At 62.8% G+C, this 23,237-nt stretch carries 10 protein-coding genes; 6 read left to right on the top strand and 4 right to left on the bottom strand.

The features are described 5' to 3' along the window. Window positions 1-85: 85 nt before the first annotated feature. Window positions 86-13,081 carry a non-ribosomal peptide synthetase gene (locus tag N8H71_RS08640; RefSeq protein ID WP_262193644.1) on the bottom strand — a complete coding sequence of 4,332 codons (12,996 nt, stop codon included), beginning with the start codon at window positions 13,079-13,081 and terminating at the stop codon, window positions 86-88. Between the two features lie 380 nt (window positions 13,082-13,461). Here N8H71_RS08640 and N8H71_RS08635 point away from each other — a divergent pair, with 380 nt between their 5' ends. Next, the gene (locus N8H71_RS08635) at window positions 13,462-14,016 is read left to right on the top strand and encodes an RNA polymerase factor sigma-70 (RefSeq protein WP_007955779.1); all 555 of its coding nucleotides are present in this window, start codon (window positions 13,462-13,464) and stop codon (window positions 14,014-14,016) included. A gap of 83 nt (window positions 14,017-14,099) precedes the next feature. Here N8H71_RS08635 and N8H71_RS08630 read toward each other — a convergent pair whose 3' ends face one another. The 3 genes from N8H71_RS08630 to N8H71_RS08620 form a co-directional block, all read right to left on the bottom strand. Continuing rightward, complete coding sequence (locus tag N8H71_RS08630) at window positions 14,100-15,113, bottom strand: GNAT family N-acetyltransferase (RefSeq protein ID WP_262193643.1); 1,014 nt, start codon at window positions 15,111-15,113, stop codon at window positions 14,100-14,102. 87 nt (window positions 15,114-15,200) lie between these two features. Next, a complete protein-coding gene (locus N8H71_RS08625; RefSeq protein WP_262193642.1) occupies window positions 15,201-15,998 on the bottom strand; it encodes a substrate-binding periplasmic protein in 798 nt (265 codons plus the stop codon). A 91-nt stretch (window positions 15,999-16,089) separates the two neighbouring features. Beyond that, window positions 16,090-16,713, bottom strand: coding sequence for a TetR/AcrR family transcriptional regulator (locus N8H71_RS08620; protein WP_007955773.1), 624 nt, complete (start codon window positions 16,711-16,713; stop codon window positions 16,090-16,092). Between the two features lie 194 nt (window positions 16,714-16,907). On the opposite strand from N8H71_RS08620, the gene N8H71_RS08615 reads away from it, so the two are divergent. The 5 genes from N8H71_RS08615 to N8H71_RS08595 are packed head-to-tail and all read left to right on the top strand — an operon-like array spanning window position 16,908 to window position 23,181. Beyond that, entirely contained in the window at window positions 16,908-18,698 is a 1,791-nt protein-coding gene (locus N8H71_RS08615; RefSeq protein WP_262193641.1) for an acyclic terpene utilization AtuA family protein, read from the top strand. Window positions 18,699-18,710: 12 nt separating this feature from the next. Continuing rightward, window positions 18,711-19,580: an SDR family oxidoreductase gene (locus N8H71_RS08610; RefSeq protein WP_262193640.1), complete on the top strand. Its 870-nt coding sequence runs from the start codon at window positions 18,711-18,713 to the stop codon at window positions 19,578-19,580. 3 nt (window positions 19,581-19,583) lie between these two features. Further along, window positions 19,584-21,200: a geranyl-CoA carboxylase subunit beta gene (gene atuC, locus N8H71_RS08605; protein WP_262193639.1), complete on the top strand. Its 1,617-nt coding sequence runs from the start codon at window positions 19,584-19,586 to the stop codon at window positions 21,198-21,200. Window positions 21,201-21,229: 29 nt separating this feature from the next. After that, window positions 21,230-22,387 (top strand): citronellyl-CoA dehydrogenase, encoded by a 1,158-nt coding sequence (gene atuD, locus N8H71_RS08600; RefSeq protein WP_262193638.1) that lies wholly within the window; start codon window positions 21,230-21,232, stop codon window positions 22,385-22,387. Continuing rightward, window positions 22,384-23,181, top strand: a complete 798-nt coding sequence (locus N8H71_RS08595; protein WP_262193637.1) for an enoyl-CoA hydratase/isomerase family protein — start codon at window positions 22,384-22,386, stop codon at window positions 23,179-23,181. Before atuD ends, N8H71_RS08595 begins: the two co-directional genes overlap by 4 nt. The last annotated feature ends 56 nt before the right edge of the window (window positions 23,182-23,237 follow it).

The following is a 23,237-nucleotide window of genomic DNA, read 5'->3' as shown; positions in this document are numbered from 1 at the left end:
CTGGGCTGCCGGTTCGGGATCGTCAACTATACAAACGTACATCCATGTGCCGGTTGATCGTTGTTGAGATCACTGACGCTGAAGACTACAAGCCTTCCAACTCCGCCATCAAATCATTCAGCCGATCAACCTTCTCCTCGGTAATGTCACTGGCCGCCAATCCTTCAATGTAACCGGCCAGTTCTTCCACCGTGCTGCACTCGAACATCGCTCGCAGCGGTACGTCACGTTGCAGGGCTTTTTGCACCCGCGAAGCGATCTGTGTGGCAAGCAACGAATGGCCGCCGAGTTCGAAGAAGTTGTCGCGTACCCCGACCTTCTCGACCTTCAGCACCTCGGCCCAGATATCGGCCAAGGTCTGTTCCAGCTCGCTGCGCGGCGCCAGGTAATCCTGGCTTTGCAACTGGCCGATTTCCAGCGCGGGCAAGGCCTTGCGGTCGAGTTTGCCGTTGGCGTTCAGCGGCAACCGGTCGAGCCACAACCAGTGCAGCGGCACCATGTATTCCGGCAGTTCGGCGCGCAGGCGCTGCTTGATCCGCTCGAGGCGCTCGCTCTGATTCAATGCGGAATCTGCGGCGACCAGGTAGCCGACCAGATGCTTGCCGTTGACGCCTTCCTGCACACCGACCGCGCCATCGCGGACTTCCGGTTGCTCATGCAGACGCGCCTCGATTTCACCCAGCTCGATCCGGTAGCCGCGGATCTTCACCTGATGATCGACCCGGCCGACGTATTCCAGCACGCCGTCACTGCGACGGCGCGCCAGGTCACCGGTGCGATACAGACGCTCGCCCGGCGCACCGAACGGATTCGGCACAAACACCGGCGCGGTGCGCAGCGGATCGCTGACATAACCGCGACCGACACCAGTGCCCGCCACGCACAACTCGCCCACCGCACCCAACGGCACCAGATCCAGCGCGCCATCGAGCAGGTACAGCAAGTTGTTGTCGGTCGGCGTACCGATCGGCAGGTAACTGCCGCGAGTCGAGGCCAGGTCGACGCGGAAGAATGCCACGTCGTCCGAGCACTCCGCCGGGCCATAGGCGTTGACCAGACCGATCTCCGGATAACGCAGCAGCCACTGGTGCGCCAGTTCCGGCGGCATTGCTTCACCGGTCGGCAGCATCCAGCGCAGACCGTCGAGGCTCAGACGATCCGAAGCGAGCATGCCCTGAATCAGCGACGGCACGCTTTCCAGTACTGTGATGCCCTGCTGCTGAACATGCACCAGCAAACCTTGCGGATCGTGGGCGATGGTGTTCGGCACAATGTCCACCCGCGCCCCGAACAGCGGCGCTGCAAGGAACTGCCAGACCGAAATGTCGAAGCTTTGCGACGCGGTCTGGGCAATCACATCGGCGTCGCTCAGGTTCAGGTACGGCACCTTGCTCAACTGGTTGTTGAGCATGCCGCGCTGCTCGACCATCACGCCTTTCGGCAACCCGGTGGAACCCGAGGTGTAGATGACGTAGGCCAGGTTGTCCGGGCCGCTGAAGATGCCCGGATTCACCGACGACACCGCGCCGGCCTGAACCTCTTCCCACACCAGCAAGCGTGGACGGTTCGCGCAGCTGAACTCATCCAGCAAGGTCGTCGCCTGTTCACGGCAAGCCTCGGTGCACACCAGCACCGGCGTGCGGCTGAGCTCGATGATCCGTTGCAGACGCTGGCTCGGCAGGCCCGGATCCAGCGGCAGGTAACCGGCACCGGCCTTGAAGCTGCCGATGATCATGCCCAGCAGATCCAGATTACGTTCGCCCAACAGCGCCACCGGTTGATCCATCTGCACACCGACCGCGACCAGTGCATGGCCGAGGCGGTTGGCGTTCTGGTTCAGCTCTGTGTAGCTCAACTGCTGATCGAGGCAACTGGCGGCAATCCGTTGCGGATGTTGCGCGACCTGCGCTTCGAACAGTTCGACGTAGCTCTGTTCCAGCGGATAGTCGTGCTCACTCTGGTTGCAGCCGTGGAGCAGGAAGTCCTGTTCCTCATGGCCCAGCAGCGGCAGGTCGGCCATGTCGCCATGGAAGCCATCGACCAGCGCCAGCAACAGACGCTTGAACTCGCCGAGCATGCGCTCGATGGTCGACTCGTCGAAGTAGCGCTGGTCGTAGGACAGGTGCAGACCGAGGTCATCGCCCGGATAGCACACCGCCGTCAGCGGGAAGTTGGTGTGGGTCCGCCCCGAGTCCGAGGTCGCGTTGAGGCTCTGCGCACGGTCCAGCACCGAGACTTCCACCGGGGCGTTTTCGAACACGAACAGGCTGTCGAACAGCGGCTGGCCTTTCGGCAGCTCGCTCTGTTCCTGGATGTTCACCAGCGGCAGGTATTCGTACTCGCGCAGTTGCATGTTGCTGTCGAGCAGACCGCTCAGCCACTGACGCACGCTGACGCGCTGATCGTCCGCCGGGATCTGCACCCGCAGCGCAATACTGTTGATGAACAGGCCGACGGTGCGCTGCATCTCCGGCATTTCCACCGGACGCCCGGCCACGGTCACGCCGAACAGCACGTCGCGGTCACCGCTCATGCGGCGCAGCACCAGTGCCCACGCCGCCTGGGCGAAGGTGTTGATGGTCAGTTGATGGGCCTGGGCCAGCTCACGCAGACGGGCGCCGTCCTCGACATTCAGTCGGGTGTAGCGGTCACCGACGATCATGCCGCCGCTTTCGCCAGCATGTTCACGCAGGAACGGACGGTCGCTCGGGATCGGCGTGGTGCGCTCGAAACCTTGCAGGTTCTGCTGCCACCACTGACGCGCTTCGGCCAGGCTCTGGCGTTGCAGCCAGCCGATGTAATCGCGATAACGCGGCGGCACCGCCAATTGTGCTTCGCGACCTTCGCCCAGAGCGGTGTAGATCTCGAAGAAATCGTTCATCAGCAGCGAGCGGCACCAGGCATCAATCAGGATGTGGTGGTTGCTCATCATGAACCAGTAACGCGCCGCGCCGACCTTGATCAGGCGCAGGTGGAACGGTGCCTGATTGAGCAGATCGAACCCGGCTTCGCGCTCGGCCTTGAGCAGCGCTTGCAGTTTCGGTTCTTGCTCGGCGTCGGCGATCGCGCTCCAGTCCAGGTACTCGATCGGCGTGCGACCCGGCGTATGAATCACTTGCAGCATGTCTTCGCCGACGTTCCAGCAGAACGACGCACGCAGCGCTTCATGACGGGCGACCACCGCTTGCCACGCGTGGGCGAAACGCTCGGGGTCGAGTTCGCTGTTGATGCGGTAGCGATCCTGCATGTAGTACAGACCGGTGCCCGGCTCCAGCAAGGTGTGCAGCAACATGCCTTCCTGCATCGGCGTCAGCGGGTATACGTCTTCGATGTGCGCCGCCGGCACCGGCAGTGCGTCAAGTTGCGCCTGGGTCAGTTTTGCCAGCGGGAAGTCCGACGGCGTCAGGCCGCCAGCGTCGTCCTGCAGGCAATGTTCGATCAGGCTCTGCAACTCGCCGACGTAGGCATCGGCCAGCTCGTTGATGGTCTGCGCGTCGTAGCGTTCGGCGCTGAAGGTCCAGCGCAGCAGCAGTTCCCCGCCGTACACCTGACTGTCGACGCTCAACTCGTTCGGCAGTGGTGCGTGAGGATCGTGGGCCGCACCAACCGACTCATCCAGCGGACGGAACAGCGCGTCGCTGCCGAAGCTCTGGTCGAACTGGCCGAGGTAGTTGAAGGTGATCGGCGCATTCGGCAACGCCGCCATGCTCTGACGGCTGGCGTCATCGGCGAGATAACGCAGCACGCCATAGCCCAGACCTTTGTGCGGAACGGCGCGCAGTTGCTCCTTGATCGCCTTGATCGAAGCGCCCTGCCCGGCAGCCTCTTCGATGTTGTGCGGGGTCAGGCGCAGCGGATAGGCGCTGGTGAACCAGCCGACGGTGCGGGTCAGGTCGATCTCGTCGAACAGGGTTTCGCGGCCGTGGCCTTCCAGTTGAATCAGCGCCGACGGCTGACCGCTCCAGCGGCACAGCACGCGGGCCAGCGCGGTCAGCAACAGGTCGTTGACCTGCGTGCGATAGGCGCTCGGCGCCTGTTGCAGCAGTTGCTTGGTGCGTTCGGCATCCAGTCGCACGCTGACGGTTTGCGCATGACGATTCTCGCGACCGCCCTCAGGACGTTCGCACGGCAAATCGGCAGTCGGACCGGCCAGTTGCGCTTGCCACCAGATCAGTTCTTCACGCAGGGATTCGCTGCCGGCGTAAGCCTGCAAACGCGCCGCCCAGTCCTTGAAGGCACTGGTTTTCGCCGGCAGTTTCACCGACTGATCGGCGTCGAGCTGGCGATACACGGTTTGCAGATCGTCGAGCAGAACGCGCCACGACACGCCGTCGACCACCAGGTGATGGATCGCGATGAACAGCCGCTGCTGATCGTCCGGCCCATCGACCAGCACTGCGCGCAGCAACGGGCCTTGGGCAAGGTCGAGGCTGCGCTGGGCATCAGCGAACAGCGCGGCGCATTTGTCCATCGACGGTACGCGGACTTGCCACAGTACGGCGGCATCGGTCACCGGTTGATAGGTCGCTTGCCATGCGCCGTTGACCTCGGTGAAGCGCAGACGCAGGGCGTCATGCTGCTCGATCACCGCCAGCAATGCTTGCTCCAGTCGGTGCGGTTCCAGTGCAACAGTCGGCTCCAGCAGCAACGCCTGGTTCCAGTGTTGACGCTCGGGAATCTCGGTGTCGAAGAACCAGTGCTGGATCGGTGTCAGACGCGACTCGCCCGTCACCAGACCTTGCTCGGCGGTCACGGTTTCACTGCGGCTGGCGACAGCCGCCAGGGTCTGCACAGTCTGGTGCTGGAACAGGTCGCGCGGGCTGAAGTGAATGCCCTGCTGCCGCGCCCGGCTGACCACTTGAATCGACAGGATCGAGTCGCCGCCCAGCTCGAAGAAGTTGTCGTTCAGACCGACCTGCTCGACGTTGAGCACCTCGCACCAGATCTGCGCCAGGGTCTGCTCCAGCTCGTTGCTCGGTGCCACGTAATCCTGACGGTTCAGCTCCGGATCCGGTGCCGGCAAGGCGCGGCGGTCGAGCTTGCCGTTGGCGGTCAGCGGCATACTCGCCAACAGCATCAGATGCGTCGGCACCATGTAGTCCGGCAGTTGCGTCTTCAGGTGCACCTTCAGGGCGTCGCGCAGTTCGGCTTGCTCGGCTTCGCCGCGCGAAGCGACCTCGGTCACGAGATAGCCGACCAGTTGCTTGCCGCTCGGCGCATCCAGCGCCAGCACCACCGCTTCGCGGATCGAGTCGTGATCGAGCAGGCGGGTTTCGATCTCGCCCAGTTCGATCCGGAAACCACGAATCTTCACCTGATGGTCGATCCGCCCCAGGTATTCCACCAGACCGTCGGCGCGCTGGCGCACCAGGTCGCCGGTGCGGTACATGCGCCCGCCATCGGCAGCAAACGGGTCGGCGACGAAACGTTCGGCAGTGATGCCCGCACGCTCGTAATAGCCCACCGCCAGACCGACGCCGCCGACGAACAGTTCACCGGTCGCACCTTGCGGCACCAGCGCCAGATCGGCGTCGAGAATGTAGGCCACGCGATCACCGATCACGCTGCCGATCGGCACACTGCCGGCGCCCTCCTCCAATACTTCCGGCGCAAGGCTGGCCAACGGCATGACCACGGTTTCGGTCGGGCCGTAAGCGTTGAAGAACAGGCTCGGCTTGAACGCTGCACGAATCCGTTGCAGGTGTTCGCCGGTCAGCGCTTCACCGCCGGTGATGATCATGCGCACCGGCAGGATGTCGTTTTGCGTCGCAAGGAACTGCGCCAACTGGCTGCCGTAGCTCGGGGTGAAACCGAGAATATTGATGCGATGTTCACGGATCAGGCCGCAGATTTCCTCCGCGTCCCACTGACCCTGCGCACGCAGCACCACCTGCGCACCGCTGAGCAGCGGCACCAGCAGACGCTCGGTGGCGGCGTCGAAGTTGATCGAATAGAAGTGCAGCTCGCAGTCGTCCGGACGCATGCCGAAGCGCTCGATCACAGCCTGGCAGTGCATGGCGATTTCACCGTGGGACACCACCACACCTTTCGGCTTGCCGGTGGAGCCCGAGGTGTAAATCAGGTACGCCTGATGCTGCGGCAGGCTGATAAACGGCAGCTCGGTTGCCGGGTAATCGGCCAGCGCCGCGCTGTCGTCTTCCAGGCACCAGCGTGCCACGTTCGACGGTAGTTCGCCGAGGGCCTTGAACATCGCCCGGTCGCTGAGCAGCAGGCCGACGCCGCTGTCTTCGATCATGTAATGCAGGCGGTCGAGTGGGTATTCCGGATCCAGCGGCACATAGGCGCCACCGGCCTTGAGAATCGCCAGCAGGCCGACGACCATTTCCAGCGAACGCTCCAGCGCCAGACCGACCCGCACTTGCGGGCCGACACCGCGCTCACGCAGGGCCCAGGCCAGACGATTGGCGCGAGCATCGAGTTCGGCGTAGCTCAGGGTCTGCCCGGCGAAGGTCAGGGCTGGCGCATCTTTGCGCGCCAGCGCCTGCTCGGCGAACAGGTGATGAATGCACTGGTCGAGACGACGCTCGCCCGGCTCGACGCCAAGGCTGTCGAGCAATTGCTGTTGCTCAGGCGCATCGAGCAACGGCAGTTCGCTGAGGCGTTGCTGCGGGTCGGCGATCAGCGCTTCCAGCAGGTTTCGCCAATGTTTGGCCATGCGCGCGATGGTCGGTTCGTCGAACAAGTCAGTGCTGTATGTCAGGCAGCAACCGAGGCGATGGTCGAGGTCGGTGACTTCCAGGTTGAGGTCGAACTTGGTCGCCCGCGCATCGTTGGCCAGGTACTCGACGGTCATGCCGGCGAGCATGCGGCTCTGCTGGAATTCCCAGCGCTGCACGTTGCACATCACCTGGAACAACGGGTTGTAGGCGGCACTGCGCGGTGGTTGCAGCGCTTCAACCAGATGATCGAACGGCAAATCCTGATGGGACTGACCTTCGATCACGGTGTGGCGCACCTGCTCGAACAATTCGCCGACCGACATCTGGCCATCGAGCTGGCAACGCAGCACCTGAGTGTTGAGGAACGCACCGATCAGGCCTTCGCTTTCCGGGCGGATACGGTTGGCCACCGGCGCGCCAATGCGCAGATCGGTCTGGCCGCTGTAGCGGTAAAGAAGGGTTGCGAGTGCGGCGGTCATGGTCATGAACAGGGTCAGACCGTTCTGCGCGTTGAAGGCGCGAACCCGCGCGGCGAGATCGTCGCTGAGGTCGAAACGGAACAGCTCGCCCTGGTGACTTTGCACCGGCGGACGCGGACGGTCGCCCGGAAGTTCCAGCAGTGGATGTTCGCGGCCGAGTTGTGTGGTCCAGTAGTCGAGCTGACGCTGACGCTCGCCGGACTCCAACCAGTGGCGCTGCCACACGCTGTAGTCGAGGTACTGCACCGGCAACGGTTCCAGCGGCGATTCGCGGTCATCGACGAACGCTTCGTACAGTGCGCTGAGTTCGCGGGCGAAGATGTCCATCGCCCAGCCTTCGGTGACGATGTGGTGCAGGGTCAGGACGAAGTAATGCTCCTGCTCGGCGGTCTTGACCAGACAGGCGCGCAGCAGCGGACCGGTTTCCAGATCGAACGGCAGGTGTGCTTCGTCGTCGGCCAGTTGCTGGACTTTCTGCTCGCGCACATCGGCGGCGAGTTTCGAGAAATCCTTCCAGTCCATGCGCACGCCGGTTTCGGCATGCACCTGCTGACGGGCCACGCCATCGACGCTCGGGAACGTGGTGCGCAGGGTTTCATGACGCAGGATCAGCGCTTGCAGCGCCGCCTCGAAACGCCCGACATCCAGCACGCCACGCAGACGCGCCATGCCGCCGACGTTGTACGCGGGGCTGTCCGGCTCCATCTGCCAGAGGAACCACATGCGCTGTTGGGAATAGGACAGCGGCACCGGTTTGCTGCGATCAACCTTGTCGATCGGTGGTTGTTTGTTGGTTCGGCCACTGGCCTGGATCTGGCGGATCTGCTCGGCGAAATCACCCAGTTCGCTGTGTTCGAACAAGGCACGCAGCGGCAGCTCGACGTCGCAGGCCTGGCGGGTGCGGGAGATGATTTGCGTGGCCAGCAGCGAGTGGCCGCCGAGGGCGAAGAAGTCGTCGCGCAGGCCGACCTGTTTCAGGCCCAGCACTTCGCGCCAGATTGCGGCGATCTGCTGCTCCAGCTCCGTGACCGGCTCGACGTGTTCGCGCACCTGCCATTGCGGTTCGGGCAAGGCACGGCGGTCGAGTTTTCCGCTCGGGCTCAGGGGCATTGCGTCCAGGCGCATCAGTTGCGCGGGGACCATGTATTCCGGTAGCTCGGCGGCCAGTGCGGTTTTCAGGCGAGCGATTTGCGCGCCCTGATCTTCATTGGCGTCGGTGGCGGTGAAGTAGCCGATCAGTTGCGGGCCGGCGACGGTTTCACGCACCAGTACGGCAGCCTGAGCGACGCCATCCTGAGCCAGCAGACGCGCTTCGATCTCTTCAGGCTCGACGCGGAAGCCGCGCAGTTTGACCTGCTGATCGAGACGGCCGAAGTATTCGATCACGCCATCATTCGTCCAGCGCGCGCGGTCACCGGTACGGTACAGACGCGCGCCCTGCTCGCCCAGCGGATCGACCACGAAACGTTCGGCGGTCAGCGCCGGGCGCCCGAGATAACCACGGGCCAGGCCGATGCCGCTGATGCACAGCTCACCCGGTACACCGGCCGGCACTGGATTCAGATCGCTGTCGAGCACGCGGCAGACCACGTTGCCCAGCGGACGACCAATCGGCGAACGCTCGCCATCCGCCACACTGCAATGCCAGTGGGTGACGTTGATCGCGGTTTCGGTCGGGCCGTAACGGTTGTGCAGTTGCACCGCCGGCAGTTGCGCCAAAACTCGGTTGCGCAGTTCCGCCGGCAGTGCTTCACCGCCGGAGAACACGCGACGCAGGCTGGTGCATTCGGCGCTCAACGGTTCATCGATAAACAGCGAAAGCAGCGGCGGCACAAAGTGCAACGTGGTCACGCCGTACTGTTGAACCAGCTGCGCGATGCGATGCGGATCGCGGTGTTCGCCGGGGGCGGCAATCAGCAGGCGCGCGCCAGTGATCAGCGGCCAGAAGCATTCCCACACCGACACGTCGAAACTGATCGGCGCCTTTTGCATCAACACGTCGGTGTCGTTCAGGCGATAGGTGTTCTGCATCCATTGCAGACGCTCGGCCAGCGCCGCGTGAGTGTTGCCCACGCCTTTCGGTTGGCCGGTGGATCCCGAGGTGTAAATCACGTAGGCGAGGTTGTCGCCGTGCAGGTGCAGGCCCGGTGCCTGGCTCGGCCAGTTCTCCAGATGCAGGGTGTCCATGGCGATCACGCTGACGCCTTCGCTGGCCGGCAAGCGGTCGAGCAATGCAGTCTGGGTCAGCAGCAGTTCGACGCCGCTGTCGCTGAGCATGTAGGCCAGGCGATCGACCGGGTAATCCGGGTCCAGCGGCACGTAGGCGCCACCGGCCTTGATGATCGCCAGCAGGCCGATCAGCAGTTGCGGCGAACGCTCGGCGGCGATGGCCACGCACACGTCCGGGCCGACGCCTTTGTCGCGCAGGTAATGGGCGAGACGGTTGGCCTGGGTGTGCAGTTCGGCGAAGTCGAGGCTGCCGCCGTCCCATACCAGCGCGGTGCGATCAGGGGTTTGCCGGGCTTGTTCGTTGAGCAGTTCCGGCAACCATTGTTGCGCCGGGGTGCACGGGGCGATGCTCCATTCGCTTTGCTGAGTATTTTCGGCGGCGGTCAGCAATTGCAGCTCGCCAATGGTTTGTTCCGGACGTTCGCAGACAGCACGCAGCAGGTTGCTGAAATGCTCGGCCAGACGCTCGATGGTCGCAGCATCGAACAACTCATCGGCGTAGTCGAAGGACAGCGTCAGGCGACCGTTGCGGTCCTCTTCACTGTGCAGTTGCAGATCGAACTTGGCCTCGCGGCTGTGCCACGGCAGTTCTTCGGCGAGCAGACCGGGCAGACGTTTGAGCGCACTCAGGTCGCGCTGCTGGTGGTTGAACATGACCTGAAACAGGCCTTGTTCGCGGGCCTGGGGGAAGGCTTCGAGCAGTTGTTCGAAAGGCAGATCCTGATTCGCCTGGGCACCGAGTGCAGCTTGTCGGGTTTGCGCCAGCAGTTCTGTGAACGGCAGACGTGAATCGACGTCGGCACGCAGTACCTGGGTGTTGATGAAGAAGCCGATCAGGCCTTGGGTTTCCAGGCGCGGACGGTTGGCGTTGGGTACGCCGACGCGGATATCGCGCTGGCCGCTGTAGCGATGCAACAGGCTCTGGAACGCCGAGAGCAGCAGCATGAACGGGGTGGATTGATAGGCCTGGGCAGTCTGGCGGATGGCGTCGCTGAGGCTGATTCCCAGGCGAACGCTGTGGCGTGCGGCACTGTGAACTTGTTTGGCAGAACGCGGATGGTCGGTCGCCAGCTCCAGGGTCGGATGCTCGTCACCCAACTGCGCTTTCCAGTACGCCAGTTGACGTTCGCCCTCGCCCTGCGCCAGCCATTGGCGCTGCCAACTGCCGTAATCGGCGTATTGGGTGGGCAGTGCTGCCAGTTCCGCGCGCTGGCCTTGGGAAGCGGCGGCGTACAGGCGCGAGAACTCGTCGATCAGCACGTTCAGCGACCAGCCGTCGGCGATGATGTGGTGCAGGGTCACCAGCAACTGGTGATCCTCGTCATCGAGACGAACCAGCGTCACCCACAGCAACGGGCCTTTCTCCAGATCGAACTGGGTGCGGGCTTCGTCTTCGCGGATCTGTTGTGCGCGGGCTTCACGCTCGCTGGCCGGCAGGTCGCTGATGTCGATCAGTTGCAGGTTGAACTCACCCGCCGCTTCGACCCGTTGCAGGGCCACGCCGTCGCGTTCGAAGAAGCGCGTGCGCAGGGATTCGTGGCGTTCGATCAGTTGCTGGAAACTGGCGCGCAGTGCGTCTTCGTCCAGTTCGCCACGCAGGCGCAGGGCACCGGGAATGTTGTAGGCGCTGCTTTGCGGGTCGAGCTGCCAGGTGATCCACAGACGGTTTTGCGCCAGGGATTGCGGCAATGCTTCGTTGCGCGATAACGCGGTGATTTCGCCCTGGGCGCTGCCGCCGTCCTGCTGCTGTTGCGCCACAGCGGCGGCGAACGCGGACAGGGTCGGCGCTTCGAACAGCAGGCGCAGGTTCAGCTCCAGGCTCAGTTCTTCGCGAACCTTGGCGATCACTTGAGTCGCGGCGATCGAGTTGCCGCCGAGCAGGAAGAAATGGTCGTCGGCGTTGACCTGTTTGACGTTGAGTTGCTCGGCCCAGATTTTGCCGATAACGGTTTCGAGTTCGGACGCGGTCGACTCATGAGCGGTTTCAGCGGTGGCCGACGGGAACACCGCGTAGCTGTCGAGGCTGCCGTCGGCCAGGCGATTGCGGCAGGCCGAACGCTGCAGCTTGCCGCTGGAGGTCTTCGGCAGCGCGCCTGGATTCAGCAGCACCACCACACTCGGAGCTTCCTGATACGCCTCGGCCACGGCCTGGCGAATGGCTTTGATCAATGCTTCAGGCGGGAGGATTTTCTGCACGCTACGGCTGATTTCCGCTGCGATGCCGATGCCTTCTTCGCCATTCTGATTGACCGCGAACGCCGCGACACGGCCCTTGCGCACCACCTCGACTTCGTTCTCGACCGTCTTTTCGAGGTCCTGCGGATAGAGGTTGTGGCCGCGCACGATCAGCATGTCTTTCAGGCGACCGGTGATGAACAGTTCACCGTCGCGGATAAAGCCCAAGTCACCGGTGCGCAGCCAGGTCTGGCCGGCGTGCTGCACGAAAGTCTTGGCAGTCGCCTCGGGATTGCGCCAGTAGCCGAGGGCGATGCTCGGGCCGGTGGCCCAGACTTCACCGACGGCATTGTCGGCCAGTTCTTCGAGGGTGTTCGGCTCGACGATCAGCACCGCATGATCGGGCTGGCTAATGCCGCAACTCATGATCGGACTGCCCTCGCCCGCTTCGGCACGGTTCTGTGCCAAGGCTTGATCGTCAACGCGCAGTGCAGGAATCCCTGTGCCGCGTGGTGTGCCGGCGACGAACAGGGTCGCCTCGGCCAGACCATAGGACGCCATGAAACTGCTTTCGCTGAAACCGCACGCGGTGAATTTCTCGGCGAAGCGCTCAAGGGTGTCGAGACGGATCGGCTCGGAACCGGAATAGGCCACGCGCCAACGGCTCAGGTCGAGGCGCTCCAGCGCCGACTCACTGACCCGCTCGCTGCACAGTCGATAGGCAAAGTCTGGTCCGCCACTGATCGTGCCGCCGTATTGGCTGATCGCTTCGAGCCAGCGCAACGGCCGGCCGAGGAAGTACGCCGGCGACATCAGGATGCACGGCACGCCGCTGAAGATCGGTTGCAGCAGGCCGCCGATCAGGCCCATGTCGTGGTACAGCGGCAGCCAGCTGACTATCACGTCGTCCGGGTTCACATCGATGCCAAAGCCGTGGCGAATCAGCAGTTCGTTGGCCACCAGGTTGCCGTGGCTGACCTGCACACCCTTGGGCAGCGCGGTGGAGCCGGAGGTGTATTGCAGGAAGGCGATGTGATCTTGGGGCAAGGTCGGTTCGACCCAGCGTTCGGCCAGTGCAGCGTCGAGGGTATCGACGCACAACAGCGGCGGCGCGCCTTCGATTTGCTGCAGGGCGTCGCGCAGGTCGGCGCTGGTCAGCAACAGGCGCGGTTCGGCGTCGGCGATGATCGACAGCAGGCGTTCCTGATGGTGACGCTTGGCCGATTCCGGCGGATAGGCCGGCACCGCGATCACGCCCGCGTACAGGCAGCCAAAGAACGCCGCGACGTAATCCGGGCCGCTCGGGAACAGCAATACCGCGCGATCACCGAATCCGGCCTCGGCCTGCAACGCTGCCGCGATGGTGCGCGCACGCTGATCGAGTTCGCGATAACTGAGCACCACAGCCTGTTCCTCGGTTTCGGCGAGAAAGCGCAGGGCCAGCCGATCCGGCGTCAGGGCCGCGCGGCGCTGGAGGGCTTGGACCAGGGTGCTGGGGAGTTCGAACGCGTCGGTCATGAGGTTTCCTGCCTGAATTCGGCTTGCTGATGGAATCGGGTTGGCTGCGGCATGCCCGTGCAAGGCATGCGGGACACGGTCTTCGCCGACCGTGCAAGGCATTGGAATGCGGTAGGTCCGGGGCTGCGTACCCGGATCCATTCACCAATGAGAACGGATGACGTCTTGAAATAATTAGTCGGCAGGCTGGATCGCCAACGGGGCTGGGCGCTTGGGCGAGTGCGGCGGCGTGTCGCAGTTCTCAGATCGCACTGTTATGGATCATTAGTTCTCTTTCTCAATTGACAATCATTATCATTCAACATAATTTGTCGCTCGATGTGTAGGACGGCCCCGTCCCCCAGGCGTCCCACTAACCTATTGGCAGCAAGGTGATTTCCATGACGGAACAAGTATCCACAAGCAGGTGCGATTCACCGCTACTTCAGGCATTCGTCGACAATCGACTGATTCTGGTCAAGATTGCAGCCCGCATTACCGGCTGCCGGTCACGCGCCGAAGATGTGGTGCAGGATGCGTTCTTCCGACTGCAGTCGGCACCGCCGATCACGTCGTCGATCAAGGCCCAGCTGAGTTATCTGTTCCAGATCGTGCGCAACCTGGCGATCGATCACTACCGCAAACAGGCGCTGGAGCAGAAGTACGCCGGCCCCGAGGAGGAAGGGTTGAACGTGGTCATTCAGGGCGCTTCGCCGGAAACCTCGCACATCAACTTCTCGACCCTGGAACACATCGCCGACGCGCTGACCGAGTTGCCGGTCCGCACGCGCTACGCCTTCGAGATGTACCGTCTGCACGGCGTGCCGCAGAAGGACATCGCCAAGGAACTCGGTGTTTCGCCGACGCTGGTCAACTTCATGATTCGTGATGCGCTGGTGCACTGCCGCAAGGTATCCGGCAGTCGCGCCGATGCAGTGTCCGCGAACCGTCGCTGAACCAAAACAGGGCTTAAGCAGAGCCAAAAAAAAGATCGCAGCCTTCGTTGAAGGGCTGCGATCTTTTTTGTTTCAGCGAGAAATCACACCAGTTTGCAGCGATCAAAAAACCGCTCGCGCCCAAGGATCATCAGCGCCGCGCGCTTGTGCGGGAAGTCGAATTCCTTCTCGCAGTGGAAGCACTGGTTGTGCATGTGGCCGATCATCTTCGCGTTGTCGGCACGCGGTTCGGCGACCACACGTTGAGTACGCGGATCGTCCAGGAACAGGTAGTGCACCAGCGCCGATAGCCAGCTCGCCACCTTGTGCGGGCCGCGATGATCTTCCTCCCCGACCAGCATGTGAATGCCGCGATCGTAATTGTCGGCATCGTAGAACGGTGCGATGCGATCTTCCTTGGCCCAGTAGGCTTCAAAATAGGCAAACGGCTGATCATCGAAACATCCGATCAGGGTCAGCGTGTGCGGATCGGCGTCAAGTTTGCTCAGGTACTCGCGATGCTGTTCGAGGCTGCCCTCCTCCTGCCAGAAACTGGCGACTCGCGGGCTGTTCTGCCAGCGATTGAAGCGCGCCAGATCCTGCTCGATCTCCACCGTTCGCAGGGAAATCCAGGCACCGAGACGGGCATCGAAACGCCGATAGACCTCGCCACGCGGCTTCATCGGTCGCAGCGGATGGCGCTTGCCGTTGCTGATGACCATCTGCTGCGGATAACTGCCCGTCAGTGAGGTGCCGAGCCACGGTTGCGGCAATTGCCAGAACAACGTGCGTTCGCAGCGATATTCTCCCGCCACTTCAGTGCCCACCAACAAACCACTGAGCAAGGCTTCGGTTGGAGCCTGATCGAGTTGCCAGATCAATTGCTGACGCGCCGGATCCCGGGCAAACAGCCAATAACAGGCCGCCCACAGCGCCTGGCCCGGCGGCAGTGCGTAGCGTTCATCGATCTGGATCGGCCCCTGGCCTTCACGATCAAGACGCAGGCGAATCAGCGGTTGCCCGTCCAGGCTCAGGCTCAGACGGCTTTCGGTGGCATCGGCTACCAGTTGGCTGCCCGAAGGCAGGGCCAGGGCAGTCAGGTCATTCAGATTGGACATGGGTCGGGCTCACGATAATCGTCGACAGTTCAACGATGGGACGTGAGCCGGGGCGGGAAATTTAGGCCGGACGCGAAAAACCGCTGGTCACTGATGCGGCACCGGCACCACCGCAATCTTGTACGGATCGAAGATCTTTAGCATCTGCCCGTTGTCGCGCAGACCTTGCAGCAATTTGCCGAACGCTTCGCCGGTGATCGGCGCCTTCGGACTGAGAATCGCGTAATGGTGGTAGATCTGGTCGATGCGTTGCGACACCAGCAATTCGTCGCGCACTTTTTCGTTGCGCAGCAGGTAATCGAACAAGTACGAGCGGGTCACCAGCGCAACGTCCGCGCGTCCGCGCAAGACCATCAACAGGTTGCTGTCGTGGGAATAGGTCAGCGTGGCGCTGTAGGTTTCAGCGAGGTACTTGGGATCGGCGTTGAAGTTGGCGAATTCGTAGTGATAGCCGCTGTACAGCGCCAGCCGTTTTCCCTTGAGATCGGCGAAGTAATTCTGCTGACGACCGGGCTTGTTCTGCGCGACGAAAATCTCCGCGTCCTCCAGGCCCATGTCGACGGTGGTGTGGGGAATGTCTTTCCAGCCCCATTCCGGATTTTCGAAGATCGCCATGTCGGTGCGGCCATCCTTGAAATCGCCGAACCGGCGAGGAATCGAGGTGGGCACCAGCTCGAAACGATAGTCGCTCTGGGCGCTGTTCAAAGCCGCGACCAGTTCCGGCAGCAGGCCGGTGTCGGCGCCGTTTTCCGGGCGAATGGTGTAGGGCGGAAAATGCGCCGCGCCCACCCGAACCACTTGCGCCGCCGGAGCAGACAATACCCATGATGCAGCCAGCGCTGCGAGCATCAGCCCGGCGGCCGTCCGAATTGGCGAAGACTTCAAAACACCCCACTCCCCGAAAAAGTACCGATCATTGCATTCAAGCTAGGCGGTTTCGCCCAGTTAGCCAGTTTCCCGACCCGATAGAAAGCGCCTAGCGTTCTTCGAGTACCAGAATCAGCGCTTCTTCGGCCAGTTGATCCAGGCTAAGGCTGCCGCCGGCGCGGAACCAGGTGGTGGTCCAGGACAACGCGCCCGTGAGAAATCGTCGGGTAATGAACACGTCGCCACGGATGAACCCCGCCTCTTTGGCCTCACCCAGCACTTGCAGCCAGAGGTCTTCGTAAATGTCGCGCAGCGCCAGCACTTTTGCCTGACCGTCTTCGGACAGCGAACGCCATTCGTACACCAACACCGCCATCGCCTCGCCGCTGCCGCCCATGATCGACTGCAATTCACAGCGGATCAGCGCCAGCACCCGCTCGCGCACATCGGCGGCATCGGCAAGGGCCGCACGCATCAGCGCGGTGTTGTAGCGGATGGTTTCCTCCATCACCGCCCGCAGGATTTCATCCTTGCTCTTGAAGTGATGAAAGATGCTGCCCGACTGAATCCCCACGGCACCGGCCAGATCGCGCACGGTGGTGCGCTCGTAGCCTTTGTTGCGGAACAGGTGGGCCGCCACTTGCAGCAGTTTGCCGCGAGCGCTGTCCGGATCGGTCAGCTGGCCGGCATCGACCAGTTCACGCATGACCCTCAGGGCTTTTTGCTCGTCCACCCGTTCTCTCCTACAGTCGATCAGTCAAATGCGCCGCACGCCGCAGAAACGGCGGGGTTGCGCGGGCAATTTAAGCCGCCGGCGGTGACCAAGCAAGCGCTTGGGCAGAAGATAATTCCAGGCGTTTACAAACCAAGCGCTTGCTTGGTAGTCTCGATGCACTTCTGTCACAGGTTCCTGAGTCGGAGATCAAAATGCCCACCACGGTTCGCATCGGATGCGCCAGCGCATTCTGGGGAGACACCTCAACCGCCGCCGCGCAGCTTGTGGCCGCAGGACAGCTGGATTATCTGGTCTTCGACTACCTGGCCGAAATCACCATGTCGATCATGGCGGGCGCGCGCATGAAGGACCCGCAAGCCGGGTTCGCCGGCGATTTCATCGAAGTCCTCGCGCCCCTGCTGCCGAAACTGGCCGAACAGAAGATTCGCGTCATCAGCAATGCCGGCGGGGTCAATCCCAAGGCCTGCGCCGCCGCTCTGCAAGCGGCCTGCGACAAGGCCGGCGTGGCGCTGAAAATCGCCGTGCTGTCGGGCGATGACCTGCAACCGAACTTCAAACAATTCGCCACCCGAGGCATCACGGAAATGTTCAGCGGCGCCCCGCTGCCGCCGATGTGCGTGTCGACCAACGCCTACCTCGGCGCGCCGGGCATTGTCGAAGCGCTGCGCCTGGGCGCGGATGTCGTCATCACCGGCCGTGTGGTCGACAGCGCAGTGGTCAGCGCCGCGCTGGTGCACGAATTCGGCTGGTCGTGGCACGACTACGACAAACTCGCGCAAGCGGCCCTGGCCGGGCACATCATCGAATGCGGCGCGCAGTGCACCGGCGGCAACTTCACCGACTGGCGCGACGTGCCGGACTACGAACACATCGGTTTCCCGATCGTCGAAGTCAGCACCGACGGCCAGTTCATCGTCAGCAAACCCGAAGGTTCCGGCGGACTGGTCACGCCACTGACCGTCGGCGAGCAGATGCTCTACGAAATCGGTGACCCTCAGGCCTATCTGTTGCCCGATGTGGTCTGCGATTTCAGCCAGGTCAAACTCCAGCAACAAGGCAAAAACGCCGTCCGGGTCCACGGTGCCAAAGGCCTGCCGCCCAGCGACCAATACAAGGTCAGCGCAACGTATCCGGACGGTTTCCGTTGCACCGCCAGTTGCCTGATCGCCGGCATCGATGCCGTGGAGAAAGCCCGGCGCGTCAGCCAGGCGATCCTCGACAAGACTTCGGAAATGCTCGACCAGAAAGGTCTCGGCCCCTACACCGAAACCCACTTCGAACTGCTCGGCAGCGAAGCCACCTACGGCCCTCACGGCCAGCGCCGGGACAGCCGTGAAGTGGTGATCAAACTCGCCGTGCGTCACCCGAACAAACAAGCGTTGATCCTGTTCTCCCGGGAGATCGCCCAGGCCGCCACCGGCATGGCGCCGGGCCTGACCGGCATTGTCGGCGGGCGGCCGACGGTGTATCCGCTGATCCGGCTGTTCTCGTTCCTGATCGACAAAAGCGCCTGCACATTGCAGATCGACATCGCTGGCGAGTCTCATCCATTCACTCTGCCCGCCCCCGCCACCCTCGACAGTCAGGATCTGCCCCGGCCCCACGAAACGCCCAAACCCCAGGGCCGCGCCGACGCGAGTGTGCCACTGGTGAAGCTGGCCGTGGCACGCTCCGGCGACAAAGGCAATCACAGCAACATCGGCGTCATGCCGCGTCGTCCCGAATACCTGCCGTGGATCGCCGAGGCGTTGACCCCGGCGGTGGTCGTCGACTGGATGAGCCATGTCCTCGACCCGATTTACGGCCGGGTCGAACGCTGGTATCTGCCGGGCACCCACAGCCTCAACTTCCTGCTGGAAAACGCCCTCGGTGGCGGTGGCGTGGCGAGCCTGCGTATCGACCCGCAAGGCAAGGCCTTCGCCCAACAACTACTGGAAATCCAGATCCCGGTGCCGCAGAGCATCGCCGAACAGTTCGACTAGAGGATTGGCACCATGGCGTTCGAATCGATTTTCAGGGCTGATCTGTTCAGCGGTCAGACCGTCATCGTCACCGGAGGCGGCAGTGGCATCGGGCGTTGCACCGCCCATGAACTGGCGGCGCTCGGGGCCAACGTTATATTGGTCGGACGCAAACCGGAAAAGCTTCAAACCGTCGCTGCCGAAATTGCCGAAGACGGCGGTCTCGCCGCCTGGAACACCTGCGACATTCGCGACGAAGAAGCCGTGAAAGCACTGATCAGCGAACTGATCCGGGCACACGGGCCGATCCACGGACTGGTCAACAATGCCGGCGGCCAGTACCCGTCGCCCCTGGCCTCGATCAATCAGAAAGGTTTCGAAACCGTGCTGCGGACCAATCTGGTCGGCGGTTTCCTGATGGCCCGGGAAGTGTTCAACCAGTCGATGAGCAAACACGGCGGCAGCATCGTCAACATGCTCGCCGACATGTGGGGCGGCATGCCCGGTATGGGCCACTCCGGCGCCGCGCGGTCGGGCATGGACAACTTCACCAAAACGGCGGCGTTCGAATGGGGTTACGCCGGGGTACGGGTGAATGCGTTGGCCCCGGGCTGGATCGCTTCCAGCGGCATGGACACTTACGAAGGCGCGTTCAAAGCCGTGATCCCGACCTTACGCGAACACGTGCCGCTCAAGCGCATCGGCACCGAGTCGGAAGTCAGCGCGGCGATCGTGTTTCTGCTCAGCCCGGCTGCCGCGTTCATCAGCGGCAGCACCTTGCGCATCGACGGCGCAGCCAGTCTGGGCAGTCGAGCATGGCCGCTGCACAAGGCGACCCACAGCGAATCCTTCAACGGTTTTCACCGGGCCTATATGCCGGACGTCTTGAAGGACAAGGAGTAAGCCATGCCGCAGATCCAGTCCCAACTTGACCCGCACAGCGAAGCCTTCGCTCGCAATCGCGCAGCGATGCTCGCGGCCATCGAGCAAGTCCAGCAACTCGAACAGAACCTGCTGAACAAGGCTGCCGAAGCCAAACCGAAATTCGACAAGCGCGGACAGTTGCTGCCCCGCGAACGCCTGAACCTGCTACTCGACCCCGGCGCGCCATTCCTCGAACTGGCGAGCCTGGCCGGCTACAAACTGCACGACGACAAGGACGGCAGTTCGGCCGGTGGCGGCTTGATCGCGGGCATCGGCTACGTGTCCGGCGTGCGCGCCTTGATCGTGGCGAACAACAGCGCGATCAAGGGCGGGACGATTTCCCCGTCGGGTCTGAAAAAATCCCTGCGCCTGCAACAGATCGCTCAGGAAAACAAACTGCCGGTGATCACCCTCGCCGAAAGCGGCGGCGCCAACCTCAATTACGCGGCGGAGATTTTCGTCGAGGGCGCGCGCAGTTTTGCCAATCAGGCGCGGATGTCGGCGATGGGTTTGCCGCAGATCACCGTGGTGCACGGCTCGGCCACCGCTGGCGGCGCCTATCAGCCGGGGCTGTCGGATTACGTGGTGGTGGTGCGCGGCAAGGCCAAGCTGTTTCTTGCCGGCCCGCCGTTGCTTAAAGCAGCGACCGGTGAAGTCGCCACCGACGAAGAACTGGGCGGCGCCGAGATGCACGCACAAGTGGCCGGCACCGCCGAATACCTGGCCGAAAACGATGCCGACGGCGTGCGTCAGGTGCGGGAAATCGTCAGCCTGCTGAACTGGAACGAGCAAATACCGTGGTTGCCCAAACCGCAATTCAAGGAGCCGCTGTACCCCATCGACGAACTGCTCGGCCTGATTCCGGACGACCCGAAAAAACCTTACGACGTGCGCGAAATCATTGCGCGGATCACCGATGAATCGCGCTTCCTGGAGTTCAAGGGCGAGTTCGATCAGCAGACTGTTTGCGGCCACCTGAAAATTCAGGGGCGCACCTGCGGTTTCATCGGCAACAACGGGCCGATCACGCCCAATGGCGCGAGCAAGGCGGCGCAGTTCATTCAACTGTGCGACCAGAGCCAGACGCCGCTGCTGTTTTTTCACAACACCACCGGCTTCATGGTCGGCACCGAATCGGAACAGCACGGCGTGATCAAGCACGGCTCAAAACTGATTCAGGCCGTGGCCAATGCACGGGTGCCGAAACTGACAATCGTGGTCGGTGGCTCCTACGGTGCGGGCAACTACGCGATGTGCGGACGCGGGCTCGATCCGCGCTTCATCTTCGCCTGGCCCAACAGCCGCACGGCGGTGATGGGCGGCGCCCAGGCCGGCAAGGTGCTGCGCATCGTCACCGAAGCCAAACAACTCAAGGACGGCCTGGTACCCGACCCGAAAATGCTCGACATGCTGGAGCAGGTCACCGCGCAGAAACTCGACAGCCAGTCCACCGCTCTCTACGGCAGCGCCAACCTGTGGGACGACGGGCTGATCGATCCGCGCGACACCCGCACCCTGCTCGGCTATCTGCTGGACATCTGCCACGAAGCCGACGTGCGCACGCTGCAACCCAACAGCTTCGGCGTCAGCCGGTTCTGATCGCCACGGATTAAAGGAGAACAATAAAAATGATCTTCACCCCGGAACACGAAGCCCTGCGCCGTACCGTCCGCCAGTTCGTCGAGCACGAGATCAACCCGCACGTCGATGAATGGGAAAAGGCCGGGCGCTTTCCGATCCACGAGATTTTCCGCAAGGCCGGCGACCTCGGTTTGCTGGGGATTTCCAAGCCGGAAAAATTCGGCGGCATGGGCCTGGATTACAGCTATTCGATCGTCGCGGCCGAAGAATTCGGCACCATCCACTGCGGCGGTATTCCAATGTCGATCGGCGTGCAGACCGACATGTGCACCCCCGCCCTCGCCCGCTTCGGCTCCGATGAATTGCGCGAAGAATTTCTGCGTCCGGCGATCACCGGCGAGCAGGTCGGTTGCATCGGCGTCTCGGAAGTCGGCGCCGGTTCCGACGTCGCCGGGCTCAAGACCACCGCGCGCAAGGACGGCGACGACTATGTGATCAACGGCAGCAAGATGTGGATCACCAACTCGCCGAGCGCCGACTTCATCTGCCTGCTGGCCAACACCTCGGACGACAAACCGCACGTCAACAAGTCGCTGATCATGGTGCCGATGAACACGCCGGGCATCAGCCTCAGCTCGCATCTGGACAAGCTCGGCATGCGCAGCTCGGAAACCGCCCAGGTGTTTTTCGACAACGTACGCGTGCCCCAGCGCAATCGCATCGGCCATGAAGGCGCCGGGTTCATGATGCAGATGCTGCAGTTCCAGGAGGAACGTCTGTTCGGCGCGGCCAACATGATCAAGGGCCTGGAATATTGCGTCGACAGCACCATCGAGTACTGCAAGGAGCGCAAGACCTTCGGCAACGCGCTGATCGACAATCAGGTGATCCACTTCCGTCTCGCCGAATTGCAGACCGAAATCGAATGCCTGCGGGCGCTGGTCTATCAGGCCACCGAGCAATATGTGAAGGGCCAGGACGTCACCCGACTGGCCTCGATGGCCAAGCTCAAGGCCGGACGTCTTGGCCGCGAAGTCAGCGACAGTTGCCTGCAATATTGGGGCGGCATGGGTTTCATGTGGGACAACCCGGTGGCCCGCGCCTACCGCGACGCGCGGCTGGTGTCGATTGGCGGCGGCGCCGATGAAATCATGCTGGGGATCATTTGCAAACTGATGGGCATCCTGCCGGGGAAAAAGAAATGAGCGCCCTGCCCGATTGCCAGACGCTGCTGCTGGAACGGCACAACGGCGTGTTGCACATCACCCTCAATCGCCCGGAAAGCCGCAACGCCATGAGCCTGCAAATGGTCGCCGAGTTGCGCGCCGTGCTGGCAGAGGTGCGCGATGACCGCAGCGTTCGCGCACTGGTGCTCAGCGGTGCCGGTGGGCATTTCTGTGCCGGCGGCGACATCAAGGACATGGCCAATGCCCGCGCCCAGGGCAGCGATGCCTATCGCGATCTGAACCGTGCCTTCGGGTCATTGCTGGAAGAAGCGCAGCACGCGCCGCAAGTGCTGATCACCGTGTTGCAGGGCGCGGTGCTCGGGGGCGGCTTCGGTCTGGCCTGTGTCAGCGATATCGCCATCGCCGATCATCAGGCGCAATTCGGTTTGCCGGAAACCAGCCTTGGCCTGCTGCCGGCGCAGATTGCGCCGTTTGTGGTGCAGCGCATCGGTCTCACTGAAGCCCGTCGCCTGGCCCTGACCGCCGCTCGCTTCGACGGCCACCAGGCCCGGCGCCTGGGGCTGGTGCATTTTGTCGAGCAGGACCCACAGGCGCTCGCCGAGCGGCTGGATGAAGTGCTCGATCACGTTTTGTGTTGCGCCCCCGAAGCGAATGCCGTGACGAAAAAACTGCTGCTGGCCAGCGCCGGCCAGCCGTCGAGTGAATTGCTGGACGAAGCCGCGCAGTGGTTCAGCGAAGCGGTGACCGGCGCCGAAGGGATCGAAGGCACGATGGCGTTTGTGCAAAAGCGCAAACCCGGATGGAGCACCTGACCCTGTGGGAGCGAGCCTGCTCGCGATGAAGCCCTTCAATTCACCGCCAACATTCA

Origin of the sequence: Pseudomonas koreensis, assembly GCF_025447595.1 — a bacterium.
Lineage (GTDB): Bacteria > Pseudomonadota > Gammaproteobacteria > Pseudomonadales > Pseudomonadaceae > Aquipseudomonas > Aquipseudomonas koreensis_H.
This window is presented reverse-complemented; position numbering and strand designations above follow the sequence as displayed.